Genomic DNA, 19,917 nt, shown 5'->3' on the forward strand with positions numbered 1-19,917 from the left:
GGGCGGTGTCAGTGCCGGGCACTACCGTTCCGGCATGGGTGATCACTACCAGACGATCGTCGACCTCGACGCGAACGCAGCGGATGCGGAGCCGCTCGCGCGACGAGTCGTGGACTGGCTCGTGGCAGAGGGCATCGTCCTCGCCGAGCGCACGGAGTGCGTACTGAGCCTGCCCATGGGACACCCACCGGGCCCGCGATGGGGGCGCGCGGTCGCGGGGACCGACGCGGACGACGAGCCGTGGGACGGCCTCGCCGCGCACACCGGGCGCACTGTCTTCCACGGCTGCCCAGGAGGCCTGGAGGCAGCCGTATGTCCGCGCTGCTCGACCACGACCCGCCTGGTCGACGACGAGTGGGCGATGATCGACGAGGTCTGGTCGCCCTTCGTCGACGCAATCGGCACCTGGTCCGCCACCGGCGCGGCCCAGGTCCGCTGCCCGGCCTGCACCCGCCGGGTCCCCCTGCGCGACTGGGCTTGGACCGACGACTACTTCGCCTTCGCCCACCTCGGGTTCGAGTTCTGGAACTGGCCCGAGCTCACACCGGAATTCCGCAGCCGCGTGGCCGGGCTGCTCGACGGACACCGCACGGGGTACGTCCGGGGAAAAATCTGAGGCCCGGGTCCCTCACGGACTGAGCCGCTCCACCCGCCAGCTTCCGTCCGGCTGCTCCACGTACCGCAACCGGTCGTGCAGCCGGTTCTCGCGGCCCTGCCAGAACTCCACCGTCTGCGGGGCCACCCGGAAGCCGCCCCAGTTCGGGGGCACCGGCACCTGCTCGCCCTCCGGGTAGCGGGCCGCCAGCTCGGCGTACGCGCCGTCGATGTCGGCGCGGGTGGAGATCACCGAGGACTGGGCACTGGCCCACGCCCCCAGCTGCGAGCCGTGCGGCCGGGTCCGGAAGTACGCCGCCGTCTCGTCCCGGCCGGTGCGCCGGGCGATCCCGTTCACGATGACCTGCCGGGCCATGGGATGCCAGGGGAACAGCAGCGACACGTACGGGTTCTCCGCCAGGTCACGGGCCTTGCGGGAGTCGTAGTTCGTGTAGAAGACGAAGCCCTGCTCGTCGAAGTGCTTGAGCAGCACCGTACGGGAGCTCGTCCGCCCCTCGGCGTCGGCCGTCGAGACGATCATGGCGTTCGGCTCGAACAGCCCGCCGTCCGTCGCGGCCTGTTTGAACCAGCGCGCGAACTGCTCTACGGGCGTGGCGGCCAGCTCGGCCTCGGAGAGCCCCTCGGCCCGGTACTGCTTGCGCATCGAGGCCAGATCGAAGGGGACGTCGTCGCGGTCGGTCACCCGGTCATCTTGCCGTATCGACGGTGTCCTTCGTCACTGAGTGGCACTGAGTGCCGGGAACCCTCCCCAACGGTGGCACTCGGAGATATCGTTTCCGTGCCGTTCCGGTTGGGTGACCGTCAGCCGTACGGGGCATCACAGGGGCAACCGGCCAGGACCGCGAGTCGCCGTACGACAGCGGATCCACTGGACGGCGCCCGCTTCGCAAGCTGACTGACACATGGTTCGTTCGCCCCACCCCACATCACACCATCTGTCACTTACATCACGAGGAGCCGCCTGATGTCCGACTTCGTACCCGGGCTCGAGGGAGTCGTCGCGTTCGAGACGGAGATCGCCGAACCGGACAAGGAGGGCGGCGCACTCCGGTACCGGGGCGTCGACATCGAGGACCTGGTCGGCCACGTCTCCTTCGGCAATGTCTGGGGCCTGCTCGTCGACGGCGCCTTCAATCCCGGTCTGCCGCCCGCCGAGCCGTTCCCCATCCCCGTGCACTCCGGCGACATCCGCGTGGACGTCCAGTCCGCCCTGGCCATGCTCGCGCCCGTCTGGGGCCTCAAACCCCTCCTGGACATCGACGCCGAAGAGGCCCGCGAGGACCTGGCCCGCGCGGCCGTCATGGCACTCTCCTACGTCGCCCAGTCGGCCCGCGGCCAGGGCCTGCCCATGGTCCCGCAGCGGGAGATCGACAAGGCCCAGTCCGTCGTCGAGCGCTTCATGATCCGCTGGCGGGGCGAGCCGGACCCCAAGCACGTGGCGGCGGTGGACGCGTACTGGACGAGCGCCGCGGAGCACGGCATGAACGCGTCCACGTTCACCGCCCGTGTGATCGCCTCGACGGGCGCCGACGTCGCGGCCGCGCTCTCCGGCGCGGTGGGAGCGATGTCCGGCCCGCTGCACGGCGGCGCCCCGTCGCGCGTCCTCGGCATGATCGAGGAGATCGAACGCACGGGCGACGCGGAGGCGTACGTCAAGAACGCGCTCGACAAGGGCGAGCGCCTCATGGGCTTCGGCCACCGCGTCTACCGTGCCGAGGACCCGAGGGCGAGGGTCCTGCGCCGCACGGCCCGCGAGCTGGGAGCCCCCCGCTTCGAGGTCGCCGAGGCCCTGGAGAAGGCGGCCCTCGCGGAACTCCACGCCCGCCGCCCCGACCGCGTCCTCGCCACGAACGTCGAGTTCTGGGCGGCCATCGTCCTGGACTTCGCCGAGGTCCCGGCCCACATGTTCACGTCCATGTTCACCTGCGCCCGCACGGCCGGCTGGTCCGCCCACATCCTGGAGCAGAAGCGCACGGGCCGCCTGGTCCGCCCCTCGGCCCGCTACGTGGGCCCGGGCACCCGCAACCCCCACGACATCGAGGGCTACGAGGACATCGCCCACTGACCCCACACACACGGCCTCACCCGACTCCGGGTGAGGCCGTCCGCATGTCTCACCCCGTGGGGAAACGCAGACGACCCGCGAGTCTGGTTCCTCCTGCGGAGGAGCCGGCCGGACGTACCGGCGACTCGCGGGTCGGGTGACTGCTTGAGATTGGGCCGGCTGCACGTGCGCTCACGCGCTGGCTCGGCACCGCACTGAGTGTGGTGACGGGCCGCTAGCCCGCAGCCACCTCACGCGTCCGGGATTCATACATCTGCCGGATCACCTCCTTTCGGTGTGAGCCTCACACTAAGAACAGCTGGGCCACCGATCAACCCATTTTTCCGAGACGTTGACTGCGTCGGACTGTGCTGCCCCCTGCTGCCCGAGCGGGAGGATCTCGAGCCGGGTGTGCGGGCTGGCGGACCCCCGTATGAAGATCGAGATCGTGGGTACGCGCGGTGGGGGAGCGGCGACGGGGCCCTGCCGTTGATCGACTGAGGGCGTCGAGCGGCTGACGATGTGGCCTGCCGGGCGGCCTCCGTGGCGTTGACGTGGGGATTGCCGCCGTACAACGATTCCTTCAATGTTGTGGGAACTCGGTGTGCGCTGGGTCACGTTCCAGTTGAATGATTGCAAGGAGCGAACCGACGTGCCGTACGTGCGGACGCAGCCTGCAGGGGGTCCAGGTGAGTGCTTCCCGGCGTAGTGGGACCACCGACGAGCTGGGGCCGGACGAGCCCGAGCGGGAGAGTTCGGATGGTTCGGATCTGCTTGCCGCTTTGCTGGAGGGGATGGACGCGGCGCTGTGCGCGTTCGACGCCGACGGGGTCGTGACGCACTGGAACCGTGAGGCCGAGCGGATTCTCGGCTGGAGCGCGGACGAGGCCGTGGGGCGGCGCGGGCTGGCCGGGTGGGCCGTGCGCAGCGCGGACGCCGAGGAGGTCGAGGGGCGGCTGTTGTCGGCGATGCACGCGCCGGGGCGGCAGGTGCACGAGTTCGCTCTGCTGACGAAGGACGGCGGGCGGGTGCTCGTGCGGATGCAGTCGGCGGCGGTGCGCGGGACCGACGGGAAGCCGGCGGGGGTGTACTGCGCGTTCAGCGAGGTGCACGCGCAGATCGATCTGGAGCGGTCGATCGCGCTGAGCGAGGCGCTGTTCGAGGATGCCAGCTGGGGTGTCGTACTGGTGGACGTGGACCTGCGGCCGGCCGTGGTGAACGCGCACGCGGCCCGCGCGCTGGGCACGGGGCGTACGTCGGTGCTGGGGCGGCCGCTCGGGGAGTTGCTGTCGCAGGGCGTGGAGGAGCTGGAGAGCGCGCTGCAGCATGTGCTGGCGGAGGGTGCGCCGCCCGCGCCGGCCGAGGTGTGGGTGAGTGTGCGCGCGTCGGAGGGCGAGAAGCGGCGGTGCTGGCGCAGCGGCTTCCTGCGGCTGGCCTCGCCGCTCGCCGAGGAGCCGGTTCCGCTGGGTGTGGGCTGGCTGTTCCAGGATGTGACGGAAGCCAAGCAGGCCGAGCAGGAGGCGTCGCTGCTGCGGTTCCGTACGCAGCAGCTGCACCGCGCGTCGCGGGCCGCCGCCGAGTGCGAGGACCCGGGGGAGGCGGCGACGGTCCACCTGGATTTCGCCCTGGCCGGTTTCGCCGACCACGCGCTGATCGACCGGGTCGCCGGGGGCGCGCTCACCGACGCGGAGGCCGAGGGGCCGGTTCGGCTGGTCCGGGTCGCGGCCACGCCCTCGGGGGCGCCGGGCCCGAGCAGGCTGGCCGGCCGCGCGGGCCTGCCCGTCCGGTACGCCGAGGGGCACCCGGCCCTGCAGTGTGTGGAGCGGGTGGGAGCCCTGCGGGCGAGCGCGGGCGCGGCCCCGCCGGAGGCGGCCCGCGAGTGGGCCCTGGCCCGTCAGTGGCCCCCGGACGCGGTGCACGCGTTGTGTGCGGTACTGCGCAGCCGGGGCCGGACGCTGGGCGTCGTGACGTTTCTGCGGGGGGCCGGTCGCAGCGCCTTCGAGCGCTCCGACGCGATGTACGCGGAGGACGTGGCGGTGCGGATCGCGGCCGCTCTGGATCTGGCGGGGCTGTCGGGCGAGGAGTGAGAGGGGGCGTCGCCCCGGCGTGCCCGCTCAGTGCCGGTAGAAGATCCGGTCGCGGTACTGCTCCATCACCCGGGCGTTCCAGTCGTGGCCGCCGTCGACGTTCCCGGAGCGCAGCAGCGGCGGCTCGATGCCGCGGTCGGCGAGGGTGGTGGCCGTTGTCGCCATGACGGCCTGGAGGAGGGCCGAGGTGACGACCGTGGAGGCGGGGGCGAACGGGGCCGGGATGTCGTCGTGGACGAGTTCGGCGTCGCCGACCGCGATCTTGGAGTCGAGGACGAGGTCGCAGTGGTCCTTGAGGTACGTCCCGGAGGCGTGCCGGGACTTCGTCTCCGAGGCGTAGGCCACCGACGTGACGCCGATGACCTTGACGCCCAGGGCGCGGGCGTTCATGGCCATCTCCACGGGCAGGGCGTTGCGCCCCGACAGGGAGATGATCAGCAGGGCGTCGCCGTCGCGGAGCGGGGAGCTGTCGAGGACGGCGCTCGCGAGTCCGTCGACGCGTTCCAGGGCGGAGCCGAGCGGCGCGGGCATGACGTCGACGCCGACGACGCCCGGCACGGCGAGGAGGTTCATCAGCGCGAGGCCGCCGGCGCGGTAGACGAGGTCCTGCGCGGCGAGGGAGGAGTGCCCGGCGCCGAAGGCGAAGAGCCGGCCGCCGCTCGCGACGGTGTCGGCGAGGAGCGTCCCGGCGGCGGCGATGCTGTCGGCCTCCTCGTCGCGGATCCGCCGCAGCAGGCCGATCGCGGCGTCGAGGTACTGTCCGGCCGGCGCGCGGTCGCTCATACGGGGTCCCTTCGGGCTGGCCTCGGCGGCTTGTGTCGCGCATCACGGTGCGGTCTGGACCAGTGCGGTGTCAATACGGCCGTGCGGGCCGTGCGCCGAGCCCCGGCCCGTGTCTGAAGGGGAAGTCCGTACCCTTGCTGCGGCCGCGTAATCCCCGGCTTCTCCTCCGGCGGCACGGTTGTCGGTGGTATCCGGCAGAATTGGGTGCAGGGCCAGCGCACACGCCGGTGAGCCGTCCAGCCTCCGGCAGATCTCATTCGAGGGGCACGTATGTCCGGACTGATCGACACCACGGAGATGTATCTCCGCACCATCCTCGAGCTGGAGGAAGAGGGTGTGGTCCCCATGCGCGCCCGTATCGCCGAGCGGCTGGACCAGAGCGGGCCCACCGTCAGCCAGACCGTGGCGCGGATGGAGCGTGACGGACTGGTGTCCGTCGCCAGTGACCGGCATCTGGAGCTGACCGACGAGGGCCGTCGGCTGGCCACGCGCGTGATGCGCAAGCACCGCCTCGCCGAGTGTCTGCTCGTCGATGTGATCGGGCTGGAGTGGGAGCAGGTGCACGCCGAGGCGTGCCGCTGGGAGCACGTGATGAGCGAGGCCGTGGAGCGTCGCGTCCTGGAGTTGCTGCGACACCCGACGGAGTCGCCGTACGGCAACCCGATCCCGGGTCTGGAGGAGCTCGGCGAGAAGGACGGCGCCGACCCGTTCCTGGACGAGGGCATGGTGTCGCTCGCCAGCCTCGACCCGGGCGCCGAGGGCAAGACGGTCGTGGTGCGCCGGATCGGCGAGCCGATTCAGACGGACGCGCAGCTGATGTACACGCTGCGGCGGGCGGGGGTGCAGCCCGGCTCGGTGGTGAGTGTGACGGAGTCGGCGGGCGGTGTGCTGGTGGGCAGCGGTGGCGAGGCGGCCGAGCTGGAATCGGACGTCGCCTCCCACGTGTTCGTCGCCAAGCCCTGAGCCGGCCGCTCGTCCGGCGCGGGCGTCGCGCCGGGGCGTAGTCAACTCCCGTTGCGGGCGGGGGTCTTGTGGTTTGGCGTGATCCGGACCGAATCCGGGATCCAGTCCGTCGAATGGCAGCGCTCGTACGCTTCCCGTGCGACGCTGTCGCGTGAGGCATATGACCTGAGGGGCTCTGGGCCGTGGCTTGACAGCGATGTCGCCCGACCGGGGAGGGGGCTGGAGGATGTGCCGCGGAGATGTGGAGGGCCCCGGCGCCGTGAGGCGCCGGGGCCTGTCCTCCCCTGTGCTGACCCGGAGCCCCGAGCTCTCAGGGTCATTCCCCGCGGACCGGTTTCCCCGAGCGGTCCGCCCCCCGCTGAAGATCTCCCCTCGGCAGCGGAGATCAATCCCCGGGAGGGGTCACTCGAACGAGGGGTGTTGCCCGCGAGAACCCCATTCTCGAATGCGCATTCGATAGTCTGCGGGGCGGCGCACGGCACACTGGCACGGACAGGTACGGCGGCAAGCAGGGCAGAAGGAACAGCAGGCGGAACACGGTTCACAGGACCGGCCGGCTCGAGGGAGCCACGGTCCTCGCGAAGCTTGGGGGGTGCCGGCACATGGCGCGACGCATCGACGTGACCGGAACGGGCGGCGTACGCCTGGCGGCCTGGGAGTTCGGCGACCCGCCCAAGACCGATCCGGCACAGGACGGGCAGGGGGCGTACGACGGGCAGGGGGCGTACGACGGGCACACCGCACCGGAGGGCTCGCCCGGCGTGCTGTTACTGCACGGCCTCATGGGCCGCGCCTCGCACTGGGCCTCCACTGCCCGCCGGCTCTCCGCGCGCTACCGCGCGGTCGCCCTCGACCAGCGCGGCCACGGCCGCAGCGACAAGCCCCCGCAGGGCTCCTTCACACGTGACGCCTACGTGGACGACGCCGAGGCGGCTCTGGAGCAGCTCGGCCTCGCCCCGGTCGTCCTCATCGGGCACGCCATGGGCGCCCTGACCGCCTGGCAGCTCGCCGCCAGGCGACCCGACCTGGTCCGCGGGCTGATCATCTGCGACATGCGGGCCTCCGCGCTCGGCGCCGCCTCGCAGCGCGAGTGGGGCCAGTGGTTCGAGTCCTGGCCGCTGCCCTTCGCCACGCTCGCCGACGTCCGCAAGTGGTTCGGCGAGGACGACCCCTGGGTGGAGCGGCCCAATCCGGCCCGTGGCGAGTTCTACGCCGAGGTGATGGCCGAGTCCCCGGACGGCTGGCGCCCGGTCTTCGAGCCGGAGCAGATGCTCCGCTCCCGCGAGACCTGGGTGTACGACGCGCATTGGGAGGAGCTGGCCCAGGTCCGGTGCCCCGCCCTGGTGGTGCGTGGCCTGGACGGTGAGCTGGGCCGCGCCGAGGCCCAGGAGATGGTCCGCGTCCTGCCCCGCGGCCAGTACGCGGAGGTCGCCGACGCCGGTCACCTGGTGCACTACGACCAGCCGGAGGCCTGGTGCGCCGCCATCGAGCCGTTCCTGGACGGGCTGGGCGACGGCTGACGCCGGCCTCCGGGGGGCGTGTCAGCCCTTGCTGACCGCCGCCAGGATCTCCGGCAGCCGCCGGGCCGTCCGCGGAGCGGCCAGCTTCAGCCCCGCCGCCGCGAGAGCCGCGCCGTACGCCGTGCCGGCCGGCAGCAGCAGCCACCTCCAGTCGTCGCCGTCGGCGCTCACGTTCAGCCAGATCGTGAGCGCGATGACGGGCGCGCACAGCAGGGCGGCCGCCATCATGCCGCCGAAGATGGAGATCCAGGCGAGCCCGGTCTGCCCGGGGGCGACGTTCTTGTAGCCCTCCTGCGGGATGGAGTAGGGAAAGCGGGCGGACGTCCACGCCCCGGTCGCGAGCATCGCGCCGAGCAGCGCGAAGGACAGCCCCAGCGCCTCGGGCAGGGTCCGCCAGTCGCCGAGCATGGCCGTCGTCAGGACCGTCACGAGGGTGGCGTACGGCAGGGTGATCAGCAGCAGGGCGTACGCCCGGGCGCGCAGCTCGACGTAGGCGTCACGCGTCGAGGAGATCGTCATCGCGACCATCCAGAACGCCGAGGTGTCCTGGCCGAACTGGTTGTACATCTGGATGCCGAGCATCCCGGCGGCGAAGCACGCGAAGTACACCGAACCGGTGCCCTGCCAGGCGTTGAACACGGGCACGATCAGCCCGATGGCCAGCGACGTCACCCACGCGGCCTTGGTCTTCGGGTCGCGCCACACGTACCGCAGGCTGCGCTCCATGACCGTGCCGGTACGCCCCGCGGGCAGCAGCCGCCCCAGCCCGGTCGACGACCGTTCCTTGGCGGCCGACTCGGCGCCCGGCAGGGTGGATCCGTCGGGCGAGGTCATCAGCCGGGTCAGATGCCGCGACCAGAGCGCGAGCAGCGCCACCAGCGCACCCGCGGTCAGTGCCAGCTGGGCGGCGGCGACACCGTACGACCCCTCGCCGACCGCGTGCACGGCCCCGATCGCCGACGCGGGCGGCACCCACCGCAGCACCTCGGCAGCCGGGTCGAGTTCGCCCAGCCCCGACGCCCCGAGCCGCTGCGCGCCGAAGTTGACGATCTGCGCCCCGATGGCGATGACGAGCCCGCTGAGCACCGCGAGGTCCCGCCCCTTGCGGCTGGTCAGCAGCCGTACGTTGGCGGCGGCGACGGCCCGTGCGAGGGCCACGCACACCAGCAGCGCGAGGACGACGGCGACGGCACCGACGGCGAACGCCGCCCCGCCCCGCGCCACCGCGATCACGGATCCGACCAGCAGGCACAGGGTGAACAGCGGCCCGATGCCCACCAGCGAGGCCGTCAGCAGCGCCCGTACCAGCGGCCGGGGCCGCAGCGGGAGCATCACCAGCCGGGTCGGGTCGAGGGTCTCGTCACCGCTGGGGAAGAACAGCGGCATCACCGCCCACCCGAGCCCCAGTACCGCCGCGGCCAGCACGACCACCGACTCGGCGTGCGCGTGCCCGCGCAGCGCGATCAGGCCGATCAGCTGGAGCGCGGCGAACAGCAGGGCGAAGACGGCCGACGTGATGTAGGCGGCCTTCCGCCCGCCGGACTGCCGCAGTCCGTTGCGCAGCAGGGACAGCTTCAGCCGTACGAAGACGGGGGTGATCGCGGGGGTGCTCACCGCGACCCACCGCCCAGCCAGTCGAGGTCGGACCCGGCGTCCCGGCTCTGCGCGCCGACGAGTTCGAGGAACGCCCGCTGCAGCGAGGGCGCGTCACCGCGCACCTCGGCGAGGGTGCCGGTGGCTCGGATCCGCCCGGCGGCCATCACCGCGACCCAGTCGCACAGCGACTCGACGAGCTCCATGACGTGGGAAGAGAACACGACCGTGGCGCCCGATGCCGTGTACCGCTCCAGCACACCCCGGATGGTCTGCGCGGAGACGGGGTCGACCCCCTCGAACGGCTCGTCCAGGAACAGCACTTCGGGATTGTGGAGGAGAGCGGAGGCGAGCCCGATCTTCTTGCGCATACCGGTCGAGTAGTCGACGACCAGTTTGTGCTGGGCGCCGGCGAGATCGAGTACGTCGAGGAGCTGCGTGGCCCGCTTGTCGACCTCGGCACCGGGCAGCCCGCGCAACCTCCCGGAGTACGCCAGCAGTTCCCTCCCCGAGAGCCGCTCGAACAGCCGCAGTCCCTCCGGCAGCACCCCGATCCGGGCCTTCACCTCGACGGGGTCGCGCCACACGTCGTGCCCGACCACCTCGACTGTCCCGTGGTCGGGCCTGAGCAGCCCGGTCACCATCGACAAGGTGGTGGTCTTCCCGGCCCCGTTCGGCCCGACGAGCCCGATGAACTTGCCCGCGGGCAACTCGAGATCGACCCCGGCGACAGCGACCTGCTGCCCGAACCGCTTCCAGAGCCCCCGCACACGCACAGCGCTGGATCCCACCGCGCCTCCCTCCGTCACCTTGCACCCTACGGTGGTGGAACGGACCCAGGGGGGTGCGGGGAACTGCGCGATCGGCCACGAACGAGCCGCAGCCGCCGACGAACACGGACCAGGCAGACGAAAGGGCGCCTACCGATCCCGCCCGCACGCATAAGCCAACGGCGAGATCAACTCCTCCGCATCCGGCAGCCACCGATTCGCAGGCGTCGGCCGGCAGGCCCACTGCACAGCCCCCCGCGACCCGAACCGTGTGGGCGGCGCAGCCACATACGCACCCTCGCCCAGCACGGTCAGGTCCAGCGACGACACCGACCATCCCAGCTTCCGCACCAGATCGGGCACCTTCACCGCAGCCCCCGGCAGCACGAAGAACTCCATGCGCCGATCCGGCGTGAGCGTCACCGGCCCCAGCGTCAGCTCCATCCGCTCCATCCGTGCGAGCGCGAGAAACCCCGCCGTCTCCGCCACGGAGATCGCGTCGAACGTCCGCCCCGTCGGCAGCAGGATCGACGCGGTCGGCTGCTTCTGCCACATCCGCCGCGCGACCGTCGCACTGCCCGTCGCCTGCGTCGCCCAGTCCGGACGCGCCGGGTGCGACCCGGGCGCCGGGCACGCCGCGTCACCGCAGGAGCAGCGCTGGCTCCCGTCGACGGCTTCCAGCCAGGTGCCGGGGAACACGTCCCAGTGACGCTCCTCGGCGTAGCGAACAGCGGTCTCCAGCAGCGATTCCCCGCGCTGCTTCGGGATCTGAGCGGCTTCGGTGCCGGCGATCGTCTCTTCCACGATGAACACAACTCTGGTCGTCACCAGGGGTTACGCCCGCCCGTGTGCGCGGGGAGGAGCATCGCCCCGGTATCCGGGGCGCATGGGTGCATGTGCGGGGGCGCGCAGGAGGAACCGTCGTCGGAGCTGGGTAACCACGAGTGGGGCCGGCAGCAGCCGTCACCCCGGCATTCCTCACATGCCTCGCATTTTCGCCTGGTCGGCGGGGCATTGATCTTCACGGCCGGATCTTTTCGCTGGGACGTGAGGGGCTCGGCCGCGGAAGACACGTCAACTCGGTGCGTGGGCAGGCACCGCAGCCACAGGGGGTACGCCATGGCCGCAAGGCCGCTCGTCGCCAGGCAGCCGAACGAACGGCTCCAGGCGCTCATCCAGGAAGCCGGATGCTCCAACGCCGGCCTGGCCCGCCGGGTCAACATGTGCGGTGCCGAGCACGGCCTCGACCTGCGCTACGACAAGACGTCGGTGGCGCGCTGGCTGCGCGGGCAGCAGCCGCGGGGCCGGGCCCCGGCGATCATCGCCGAGGCCCTGGGCCGCAAGCTCGGCCGTACGGTCACGATCGACGAGATCGGCATGGCCAACGGCAAGAACCTCGCCTCGGGCGTGGGCCTTCAGTTCTCGCCGACGGTACTGGGGGCCGTCGAGCAGGTCTGCGAGCTGTGGCGCAGTGACGTGGGGCGGCGGGACTTCCTGTCCGGCTCCTCCGTCGCCGCGTCCGCGCTGGTCGAGCCCAGCCGCGACTGGCTGATCTCCGCGCCCGACGCGCAGGTGTCGCGCTCCGCGGGACCGCGGGTGGGGCAGTCCGACGTCCAGGCGGTACGGGCCATGACGCAAGCGCTGGTGGATCTCGACCACCAGTACGGAAGCGGGCATGTGCGGCCGGTCGTCGTGCACTACCTCAACAGCGTCGTCTCGGGGCTGCTGGCGGGCTCGTACCGGGAGGCGGTCGGGCGGGACCTGTTCGCCGCGGTGGCCCGGCTGACGGAGCTCGCCGGGTACATGGCCGTCGACACGGGGCAACCGGGCCTGGCCCAGCGCTACTACATCCAGGCGCTCCGGCTCGCCCAGGCGGCCGGGGACCGCGGCTACGGCGGGTACGTCCTCGCGGCCTCCATGAGCCACCTCGCCGCGCAGCTCGGAAACCCGCGGGAGATCGCGCAGTTGGCGCGGGCGGCGCAGGAGGGGGCGCGGGGGCGCGTGTCACCGCGTGCGGAGTCCATGTTCCACGCGGCGGAGGCGCGCGGGCACGCCCTCATGGGCGACGTGCGCGCCGCCCAGTCCTCGGCCGGGCGTGCGGTGAGCGCCCTGGAGGCGGCCGACCCGGCCGCCGGGGACGACCCGGTGTGGATCGCGCACTTCGACGAGGCCTACCTCGCAGACGAGTTGGCCCACTGCCACCGGGACCTGGGGCAGGCCGAGGCGGCGGCCCGGTGCGCGCAGGAGTCGCTCGCCGGGCATCCCGAGACCCGGGCACGCCGCCGGGCCATCGGTTATGTGCTGTTGGCCACGGCACAGGTGCAGCAGCGCGAGGTCGAAGAGGCGTGCAGCACCGGCATGAAGGCCGTGGAACTGCTGGAGGGGCTGCGCTCCAACCGGGGCGCCGAGTACCTGGAGGACTTCCAGCAGCGGCTGGAGCCGTACCGGGACGAGGCGGTGGTCAGGGAGTTCGGCGCGCGGCTCGACCTTCAGGCCGCGGCGTGAACACAAGGTCTGCGGATGCGTGAACGTGCGGGAAACGGCCGCCTGGGGCGCAGGAGGTGACATGAACAGCGTGCCGTGACCCCGTGGTGTTACCGCGCTCACAGGGCAGGGGGCCGGGCCCTGTGCTGCGTGGCACGGGGCTCCGGGGACCCGGTAGCGTGACCCGACGATTCACAAGGTCCCCCATTAGTAGGAGTCCCGGTGACGCAGAGTGGACAGGGCGAGGAGCCCTCGGCGCGCCCCGCGCGCGAAGGCATCGTGCTGCCCTCCGACGGTGGCGAACCCCTGCTGCCGGGCATGACGGGCGGACCGGGTGACGCCCCCGGCCGCAGGCCCGCCCCGCCGTCGACGGGCGGGCCGCAGGCGTCGGGCCCCGCGGAGGGCCAGACCTGGGGCCAGCCGTGGGGCCCGGACCAGCAGCAGGCCGCGCCTCCGCCGCCGGGGCAGACCTGGCAGTCCCAGCCCCAGCAGTGGGGTACCCAGGAGCCGCCCGCCTGGGACGCCCAGGCCCCGGGCGCGCTCCCCCCGGAGGGCACCCGGCCCCCGAACCCGTACGCCGGCACACCGGCGCACCCCGGCCCGTACGGCACGCCCCAGCCGCCCGCGGGCCACACCGGCTACGACCCGTACGGCACCTCCGGCGCAGGAGCCCCCCTGCCTCCGGAGGGCTCGGGCGCGCAGGGGTACGGCTGTCCGCACGAGGCGGGAGCCGGCGAGGGGCAGCAGGCGCAGGGAGCTTCCGGGTACGGGTATCCGCAGGGGACCGGCAGGCCGCAGGGCGCCGACCCGTACGGGGGTGGCCTGCCGCCGGGCTCCGGTACGTACGGGCAGCCTGCCGGGGGAGCAGTACCGCCGCAGGCCGGAACCGGTGCGTACGGGGCAGCCGGTGGCGCGCCCCTGCCCGCGCCCGCGGACGAGGGCGCGACGCAGTACATACCGCCCGTCGCGGGGGACGCGGCCGCCGCGGCCACGCAGTACCTGCCGCCCGTCCCCCCGGCCGCCGACGAGGGGGCGACTCAGTACATACCCCCCGTGGGACCGGGGGAGCTGCCGCCCGGGATGCCTTCCGGGGAGGACCCCGAGGCGACGCGGTACCTCGGGACCGGACCCCGGGCCGGGGCGGGAGCCGGGCCGCTGCCGCCCGCCTCGAACACCCCCGCCTCGAACCCGCCCGCCTCGAACCCGGACGCCGAGGCGACGCAGTACATCGCGCCGGTGCCCGGCGGTGACAAGCAGCCGCCCGCCGAGTTCGACAACCTCTTCCGCAGCGAGCACGGTGCCGAGAGCCCGGCCGGGGCGACCCAGCAGATGCCCCGCATCGAGCAGCCCCGGCCGCAGCCCCAGCCCTCGTACGGCGCTCCCGAGCCTTCCCACGCCCCGCCCGCCGGAGGCCGGTCGCGCGGTGGCCGTGCCGGTTCGCGCGTGCCCGTGATCGCCGCCGTAGGCATCGGTATCGCCGTCCTCGGCGTCGGCGCGGGCGCGCTGCTCGCCGGTGGCGGAGGCGGCGGGGACGACGACGGCGGCGCCAACAAGACCGTGGCCGCCTCCGCTCCCGCGACGGACGGCTCCGCCTCGCCGTCGGCAGACCCGGCCCGGGCCCAGGCCGTCGAGCTGGACAAGCTGCTCGCCGACAGCGGCAACAGCCGCAGCACCGTGATCAACGCGGTCGCCGACGTCAAGGGCTGCGACAACCTCGCCCAGGCCGCGAAGGACCTGCGCGACGCGGCCAAGCAGCGCAGCGGGCTGGTCACCCGGCTCTCCGGCATCGAGGTCGACCAGCTGCCCGACCACGTCGCGCTGACCACCGCCCTCACCAAGGCCTGGCAGGCCTCCGCCTCGGCCGACAGCCACTACGCGGCCTGGGCCGACCAGACCGCAGGCAAGAAGGGCTGCAGGAAGGGCCAGGCCCGAGCCACCAACCAGACCCAGGCCGGCAACCGGGCCAGCGGCGTCGCCAGCGCCGAGAAGGCCAAGGCGGCCGGGCTGTGGAACGGGATCGCGAAGAAGTACGGCCTGACCGAGCGGCAGCCCACCCAGCTGTGACGGGGACGGCCGGATCCGGACGTGAACTGCCGGGCGTGGGCGCTCAGTAGTTCACGTCGGCGTCCTGAAGCGTCTTCGTCGTGTCCACGAAGCCCTGGCGCGCCGACACCAGCCGCCCGTCCCGCACCACCTGAAGGGTCACGTTCGCGTTGACCAGGCGCGGGAAGCCGACGGCGGCGAGCTCGTCCTGGAACTGCCACCGCAACGTCGGCGTGAGCCCGCCCGTGCTGACCTTCAGGCCGTCGTCCAGAGCCTCCGCCACCGTGTCCGCGGTCACCTCGCCGTCGCCGAGCGACTCGATGATCTGCCGGAACACCGTGTAGGCGATCCACGTGGTCTGCACTCCGGCGTCCGCGGGGTCGATGCGGTTGTCGCCGAAGGCCTCCTCCCGGATCACCCGCTTCATCCCGTCCCAGCGCGGATCGCTCGCCACCGGGTACCAGCCGGTGATGTACGAGCCCTCGTAGGGCCCCGAGGCCCCGCCGGTCGCGTCGATCACCGTCTGGTCGACGCTGCCGAGCACGGTGGCCGTCCGCACGTCCGGGTAGTCCTCGCGGGCCCGCCGGAAGGAGTCCATGAAGGTGCCGTTGCGGTCCCCGAGCGCGGGCACCACGCACCCGTCGTCCGCCGCGTCGGCCGTCGTCGTGCGCAGCGCCCGCGCGGCCTGGCCGTCGTACTCCGTGGCGTCCTCCGCCGCCCGCTGGTCGTGCGAGGCCCGGTGCCCGCCCGCCTTCAGACCGGAGTCGAGCAGCGGGGGCAGCTGGTCGCCCGCGAGGGTGTCGGGACGGATCAGCGCGACGGGCCCGCATTCGGCGAGGGCGCTGCCGAGACCGGCGAGCAGCGCGGGCTGGCCGCCGTTGACGGGGTAGGACAGGGGGCTGGTGAACTCGGCGTTGGTGATGCCGTAGCCGCCTATGTAGGGGATGCCGGCGCCCTCGAGCGACGGGAAGAAGGAGTCCGCGTACTGGCTGTAGGATCCGACGACCGCGACGACGTTCTCCTTGGCGGCCCGGCGGGCGCACTTCGCGGCGGCCACGCTGTCGTTGTGGTCGTTGCAGGTCAGCACGTTGAGCTTGCGGCCGTTGATCCCGCCCTCGGCGTTGATCCAGCGGGCGTAGGCGTGGGCGAAGGCGGGCATGCCGGGCTTGTTGGTGGCTTTGGTGTTCTGCGGAGCCCAGGTCATGACGGTGATCGTGTCGCCCCCGACATCCCCCGTGGTGCCGGGGACGACACCGCAACCGGCGAGGAGCGACGCGCACACGACCGCCGTGCCCGCGGAGAGGACGCCGTTTCTGGCGTGACGGGTGAGGAGGCCGGGGAGGAATGTGCTGCGGGTGTGTCGCCTGCCGGTCATGGTTCCGCACGATTCCGTCACATGGCTAACCCATGAGTGATCTCGGGGCAATGATCGGTGACGCACAGGTGAATTGCGGGGGTCGATGTGACCGATGTGGAGGGGAACGTACGATCGATGACCGTGCAAGCTTCGGAGAACTCTTCCCGTCGTGGCCGTCGCTCATCCACCATGGGCGGCATGCCTGCCAACGACATGCCGTGGTGGCGCTGGCGCAGCAACGTGCGCTCGGCGCTGCACATGCTCTCCGATCCCGCCTTCCAGCGGGACGTCTGGCTGGCCGGCGTGGACGGCTACGGCGACGTGACCGACGCGGTGTACCGGCTGGTCGAGGACACCTGGCTGGACCACTGGTCCGCCGAGAAGTACGTCGGCACGATCTTCCGCGACTCCCAGGAGGCGGCCCTCGTCGACACCGCGGTGCTGCGGGTGCTGCGGATCATGCACCAGGTCGGGCCGGACGCGCCGGTCGCCGCGTACCTGGAGCACGAGGCGTGGCCGGAGGCGGTCCGGGCGGCCCGGGAGGCGCACGTGCGGCTCGCGGCGAGTGACGGTGAGGAGCCGGACGCGCAGCCGCGCAGCCTGGACGTACTGCGGATCATGACCAGGTCCGCCTAGCGGGACGATTGCCGGTGGTGTCGTTCCTTGTGGGAACCTGTCCTGCATGAACGAGCAGTCCACCAGCGCCGCGGTCCCGGCCGACCAGTACGTCCTCACCCTTTCCTGCCCTGACCGGAAGGGCATCGTGCACGCCGTGTCGAGCTATCTGTTCATGACCGGTTGCAACATCGAGGACAGCCAGCAGTTCGGCGACCACGACACGGGACTGTTCTTCATGCGGGTCCACTTCTCGGCGGACGCGCCGGTGACGGTGGAGAAGCTGCGAGCCAGCTTCGCGGCGATCGGTGACTCGTTCCAGATGGACTGGCAGATCCACCGGGGCGACCAGAAGATGCGCATCCTGCTGATGGTCAGCAAGTTCGGGCACTGCCTGAACGACCTGCTGTTCCGGGCGCGGACCGGGGCGCTGCCGGTGGAGATCGCCGGAGTGGTGTCGAATCACACGGACTTCGCCGAGCTGGTGGGCTCGTACAACATCCCCTTCCACCACATTCCGGTGACGAAGGACACGAAGGCCGAGGCGGAGGGGCGGCTGCTCGACATCGTGCGTGAGGAGGGCGTGGAGCTGGTCGTACTGGCCCGCTACATGCAGGTCCTCTCGGACGATCTGTGCAAGCAGCTGAGCGGGCGGATCATCAACATCCACCACTCGTTCCTGCCGAGCTTCAAGGGCGCGAAGCCGTATCACCAGGCTCACGCCCGGGGCGTGAAGCTGATCGGTGCGACGGCTCACTATGTGACGGCTGATCTCGACGAGGGGCCGATCATCGAGCAGGAGGTCGAGCGGGTCGGGCATGACGTGACGCCGGAGGGGCTTGTCGCGATCGGGCGTGACGTGGAGTGCCAGGCGCTGGCGCGTGCGGTCAAGTGGCATGCCGAGCGGCGGATTCTGCCCAACGGGCGGCGGACTGTGATTTTCGCCTAGGAGCTCGGTTCATCCCGTTTGGTGGCGGGTGCGGAGTGTGTGTGGTTGTTCGCGCGGTTCCCCGCGCCCCTGAGGGCACGTCCCTGAGGCCGGGTTCTACATTCTGCTCAGTGAAGCCGCCGCGAACAGGACGTCCCTGATCGCCTCTCTGTCTCCCACCTGGCCCGCCGCTGCCTCCTGTGGAGGTACGTGGCCGGCGGCCAGGCGGCAGAACTCGACGCCGTCCAGGGCCACATGCGCCACCTCGTGTTCGGCGGAGCCCTTCGCCGCGGGGGAGTCGAGGGGGATCAGCCACTCGCCGCCGCCCGAGCCCTCGATCTCCAGGCGGAGGCTGCGGCCCGGTTCGCCCGCCGCGACCAGGTGGCGGTGGTGGGCGGGGGAGGCCAGGCCCGCCCGGCGGCGGTGGGCCAGGGCCGTCGGCAGCATCCGGGCCGCCAGGTCGATCATGCGGTGCAGATGGCGCGGCGAGGGCGGGTCGTAGGGGTAGTCGACCGCGTCGGCGATGTCCTCCGCGTGGACCCAGCACTCGAAGGCGCGGTCGAGCATCGCGTCGTGCAGGGGCAGTTCGAAGTCGCCGTACGACACCGGCGTCTTCCCGGCGCCGCCGCCCGTGAAGGACACCGTGCGCACGAGGCTGTGGCTCTGGTCGCGCCAGGGCGCGCGCAGGAAGCGGGTGGGCGGGAAGTGGGAGGCGCGCCAGAACGCCTCGGTGCGGGCCGCCGGGGTCGGGTGCCGGGACGGGACCTCGCCCAGCGGGTCGTCCAGGCCGAGCGCGACCGCCACCAGGCCGTCGACGCTGAGCAGGTGCGCGATGACCCCGGCGACGGTGGTGCGGCGGCTGGTCGACTCGTCGGAGCGGAACCAGCGCAGCCGTACCGGCGCGTGCCACTCGGCGTCGCCGAAGTCCTGGAGCAGGGCGTCCAGGCGCGCGGTCTCGGCGTCGTACGCTGCGGCCCAGTCCGGTACCGGGATGCGCGGCGGTCGCCGCTCCAGGCAGGTCTCCAGGACGCGGGTGCGCAGCCCCGGGTCCAGGTCGAGGCTCTCGGGGCGTTGCAGCAGCCCGACCGCCTCGCGCAGCCGCCGGGCCTCGTCGGCGCAGGAGCCGCAGCCGCCGAGGTGCTCCTCGACGGCCGTGGCCTCCTCGGCCGAGCACGCGGCCAGCGCCCAGGCGCCGAGCAGGGCCTTCAGCACGGCGTGCTCGAAGACGGGCGGGACGGGCGGCGGTGCCGTGGCGCCGAGGTCCGCCGGCGCGGGCAGCGGAAGCCCGCTGTCCTCGACGGAGGCCCGGGGCAGGGGTATCCGCGGCGGGTGTCCGGGTCCCGGGGCGAAGCCGTGCCCGCCTTCGACGTCTTCGACGCCTTCATCCCGAATGTCGCTCTCGTCCCGCCGGTTGCCCTTCTCCTCGCGGCGATCCTCTCCCTCGTCGCCGTCGTACGCCTCGAACCGGTCCGCCCCGTTCACACCGCACCCCCGTATCCGGGCGGTGCGCCCGGTGCCTCGGTGTCGTGGGCGGTGGAGAGCAGTTGCAGGCCCAGGCGCAGGCGGCGGCGGGCCTCGTCCTCGGTGATGTCGAGGTCGGCGGCGGTCTGCCGGTAGTCCCGGCGCTGGAAGTAGGCCCGTTCCAGGGCCGAGCGCAGCGGGACCGGCATGGACTGGACGATGTAGTCGGCGCGCGCGGCGACCGAGGCGCGGCGCACCCGGTGCTCCAGTTCCTCCGCGGTGCCGGAGCCTTCGCGGGCGAGGGCGGCGGTCTCGGTGGCGCGCAGCCGCTGCACCGCCAGCCGGTGGGTCAGCGTGGCGACCCAGGTGCGCAGCGGGCCCTGCTTGGGGTCGTAGGAGCCGGGATGCTCCCAGACGTGGATGAACACCTCGCGGGTGATGCCGTCGGCGGCACGTTCGTCGCCGAGCACCCGGTGGGCGAGGCCGTGCACGAGGGAGGCGAACCGGTCGTAGAGCTCACCGAGGGCGGCCGCTTCCCCGCGGGCGAGCCGCTGCTGCATCTTGCGGTCCCAGCGAGGCGGTACGTCCTTTTTCGCCATGCGGCCCCCTCACCCCCTGCTCGTGTCCCGCGCCCGTGCTCTGTCCAGCCTGTGC

General features: G+C 72.4%; 17 protein-coding genes. 9 read left to right on the plus strand and 8 right to left on the minus strand.

The window, feature by feature from the left end:
• Positions 1-34: 34 nt before the first annotated feature.
• Positions 35-616, plus strand: a complete 582-nt coding sequence (locus tag ACIRDU_RS35370; RefSeq protein WP_403587596.1) for a hypothetical protein — start codon at positions 35-37, stop codon at positions 614-616.
• A gap of 12 nt (positions 617-628) precedes the next feature.
• Here ACIRDU_RS35370 and pdxH read toward each other — a convergent pair whose 3' ends face one another.
• Complete coding sequence (pdxH, locus tag ACIRDU_RS35375; RefSeq protein WP_403587598.1) at positions 629-1,297, minus strand: pyridoxamine 5'-phosphate oxidase; 669 nt, start codon at positions 1,295-1,297, stop codon at positions 629-631.
• Between the two features lie 282 nt (positions 1,298-1,579).
• On the opposite strand from pdxH, the gene ACIRDU_RS35380 reads away from it, so the two are divergent.
• Both ACIRDU_RS35380 and ACIRDU_RS35385 read left to right on the plus strand, forming a co-directional pair.
• A complete protein-coding gene (locus ACIRDU_RS35380; RefSeq protein ID WP_403587601.1) occupies positions 1,580-2,680 on the plus strand; it encodes a citrate synthase 2 in 1,101 nt (366 codons plus the stop codon).
• Between the two features lie 608 nt (positions 2,681-3,288).
• Positions 3,289-4,746, plus strand: a complete 1,458-nt coding sequence (locus tag ACIRDU_RS35385; protein ID WP_403587604.1) for a PAS domain-containing protein — start codon at positions 3,289-3,291, stop codon at positions 4,744-4,746.
• A 27-nt stretch (positions 4,747-4,773) separates the two neighbouring features.
• On the opposite strand, the gene ACIRDU_RS35390 is transcribed toward ACIRDU_RS35385, so the two are convergent.
• Positions 4,774-5,529 (minus strand): SIS domain-containing protein, encoded by a 756-nt coding sequence (locus ACIRDU_RS35390; RefSeq protein WP_403587607.1) that lies wholly within the window; start codon positions 5,527-5,529, stop codon positions 4,774-4,776.
• Between the two features lie 270 nt (positions 5,530-5,799).
• On the opposite strand from ACIRDU_RS35390, the gene ACIRDU_RS35395 reads away from it, so the two are divergent.
• Together ACIRDU_RS35395 and ACIRDU_RS35400 are read left to right on the plus strand one after the other, a co-directional pair.
• Positions 5,800-6,492 carry a metal-dependent transcriptional regulator gene (locus ACIRDU_RS35395; protein WP_010035781.1) on the plus strand — a complete coding sequence of 231 codons (693 nt, stop codon included), beginning with the start codon at positions 5,800-5,802 and terminating at the stop codon, positions 6,490-6,492.
• 602 nt (positions 6,493-7,094) lie between these two features.
• Entirely contained in the window at positions 7,095-8,012 is a 918-nt protein-coding gene (locus ACIRDU_RS35400; protein WP_403587610.1) for an alpha/beta fold hydrolase, read from the plus strand.
• 21 nt (positions 8,013-8,033) lie between these two features.
• Here ACIRDU_RS35400 and ACIRDU_RS35405 read toward each other — a convergent pair whose 3' ends face one another.
• The 3 genes from ACIRDU_RS35405 to ACIRDU_RS35415 form a co-directional block, all read right to left on the minus strand.
• The gene (locus tag ACIRDU_RS35405; RefSeq protein WP_403587613.1) at positions 8,034-9,626 is read right to left on the minus strand and encodes a transporter; all 1,593 of its coding nucleotides are present in this window, start codon (positions 9,624-9,626) and stop codon (positions 8,034-8,036) included.
• On the minus strand, positions 9,623-10,414 hold the full coding sequence (locus ACIRDU_RS35410) for an ABC transporter ATP-binding protein (protein WP_403587616.1): 792 nt from the start codon (positions 10,412-10,414) through the stop codon (positions 9,623-9,625). The genes ACIRDU_RS35405 and ACIRDU_RS35410 overlap by 4 nt, the downstream gene beginning before the upstream one ends.
• Positions 10,415-10,525: 111 nt before the next feature.
• Positions 10,526-11,188: a bifunctional DNA primase/polymerase gene (locus ACIRDU_RS35415; protein ID WP_403587619.1), complete on the minus strand. Its 663-nt coding sequence runs from the start codon at positions 11,186-11,188 to the stop codon at positions 10,526-10,528.
• 306 nt (positions 11,189-11,494) lie between these two features.
• Between ACIRDU_RS35415 and ACIRDU_RS35420 the strand changes: the two genes are divergently transcribed.
• Together ACIRDU_RS35420 and ACIRDU_RS35425 are read left to right on the plus strand one after the other, a co-directional pair.
• The gene (locus tag ACIRDU_RS35420) at positions 11,495-12,880 is read left to right on the plus strand and encodes a transcriptional regulator (protein WP_403587622.1); all 1,386 of its coding nucleotides are present in this window, start codon (positions 11,495-11,497) and stop codon (positions 12,878-12,880) included.
• Positions 12,881-13,081: 201 nt separating this feature from the next.
• A complete protein-coding gene (locus ACIRDU_RS35425) occupies positions 13,082-14,923 on the plus strand; it encodes a hypothetical protein (RefSeq protein ID WP_403587625.1) in 1,842 nt (613 codons plus the stop codon).
• A gap of 43 nt (positions 14,924-14,966) precedes the next feature.
• Here the strand turns inward: ACIRDU_RS35425 and ACIRDU_RS35430 are convergent, their stop codons facing one another.
• Positions 14,967-16,277 carry an ABC transporter substrate-binding protein gene (locus ACIRDU_RS35430; protein ID WP_403587628.1) on the minus strand — a complete coding sequence of 437 codons (1,311 nt, stop codon included), beginning with the start codon at positions 16,275-16,277 and terminating at the stop codon, positions 14,967-14,969.
• A 117-nt stretch (positions 16,278-16,394) separates the two neighbouring features.
• Between ACIRDU_RS35430 and ACIRDU_RS35435 the strand changes: the two genes are divergently transcribed.
• On the plus strand, positions 16,395-16,895 hold the full coding sequence (locus ACIRDU_RS35435) for a hypothetical protein (RefSeq protein ID WP_403587631.1): 501 nt from the start codon (positions 16,395-16,397) through the stop codon (positions 16,893-16,895).
• Positions 16,896-16,941: 46 nt separating this feature from the next.
• The gene (purU, locus tag ACIRDU_RS35440; protein ID WP_403587634.1) at positions 16,942-17,823 is read left to right on the plus strand and encodes a formyltetrahydrofolate deformylase; all 882 of its coding nucleotides are present in this window, start codon (positions 16,942-16,944) and stop codon (positions 17,821-17,823) included.
• Between the two features lie 96 nt (positions 17,824-17,919).
• On the opposite strand, the gene ACIRDU_RS35445 is transcribed toward purU, so the two are convergent.
• A complete protein-coding gene (locus ACIRDU_RS35445; protein WP_403587637.1) occupies positions 17,920-19,284 on the minus strand; it encodes a zf-HC2 domain-containing protein in 1,365 nt (454 codons plus the stop codon).
• The gene (locus ACIRDU_RS35450) at positions 19,281-19,862 is read right to left on the minus strand and encodes a sigma-70 family RNA polymerase sigma factor (RefSeq protein ID WP_403587640.1); all 582 of its coding nucleotides are present in this window, start codon (positions 19,860-19,862) and stop codon (positions 19,281-19,283) included. Before ACIRDU_RS35450 ends, ACIRDU_RS35445 begins: the two co-directional genes overlap by 4 nt.
• Between the last annotated feature and the right edge of the window lie 55 nt (positions 19,863-19,917).

The organism is Streptomyces sp. NPDC093598, assembly GCF_044764825.1.
Classification (GTDB): Bacteria; Actinomycetota; Actinomycetes; order Streptomycetales; family Streptomycetaceae; genus Streptomyces.

Bases quoted from the DNA above. Each gene is read 5' to 3' on its own strand.
- ACIRDU_RS35370 (WP_403587596.1), top strand. From the start codon at position 35: ATGGGTGATCACTACCAGACGATCGTCGACCTCGACGCGAACGCAGCG.
- ACIRDU_RS35380 (WP_403587601.1), top strand. From the start codon at position 1,580: ATGTCCGACTTCGTACCCGGGCTCGAGGGAGTCGTCGCGTTCGAGACG.
- ACIRDU_RS35385 (WP_403587604.1), top strand. From the start codon at position 3,289: ATGATTGCAAGGAGCGAACCGACGTGCCGTACGTGCGGACGCAGCCTG.
- ACIRDU_RS35390 (WP_403587607.1), bottom strand. From the start codon at position 5,529: ATGAGCGACCGCGCGCCGGCCGGACAGTACCTCGACGCCGCGATCGGC.
- ACIRDU_RS35395 (WP_010035781.1), top strand. From the start codon at position 5,800: ATGTCCGGACTGATCGACACCACGGAGATGTATCTCCGCACCATCCTC.
- ACIRDU_RS35400 (WP_403587610.1), top strand. From the start codon at position 7,095: ATGGCGCGACGCATCGACGTGACCGGAACGGGCGGCGTACGCCTGGCG.
- ACIRDU_RS35420 (WP_403587622.1), top strand. From the start codon at position 11,495: ATGGCCGCAAGGCCGCTCGTCGCCAGGCAGCCGAACGAACGGCTCCAG.
- ACIRDU_RS35430 (WP_403587628.1), bottom strand. From the start codon at position 16,277: ATGACCGGCAGGCGACACACCCGCAGCACATTCCTCCCCGGCCTCCTC.
- ACIRDU_RS35435 (WP_403587631.1), top strand. From the start codon at position 16,395: ATGACCGTGCAAGCTTCGGAGAACTCTTCCCGTCGTGGCCGTCGCTCA.
- purU (WP_403587634.1), top strand. From the start codon at position 16,942: ATGAACGAGCAGTCCACCAGCGCCGCGGTCCCGGCCGACCAGTACGTC.
- ACIRDU_RS35450 (WP_403587640.1), bottom strand. From the start codon at position 19,862: ATGGCGAAAAAGGACGTACCGCCTCGCTGGGACCGCAAGATGCAGCAG.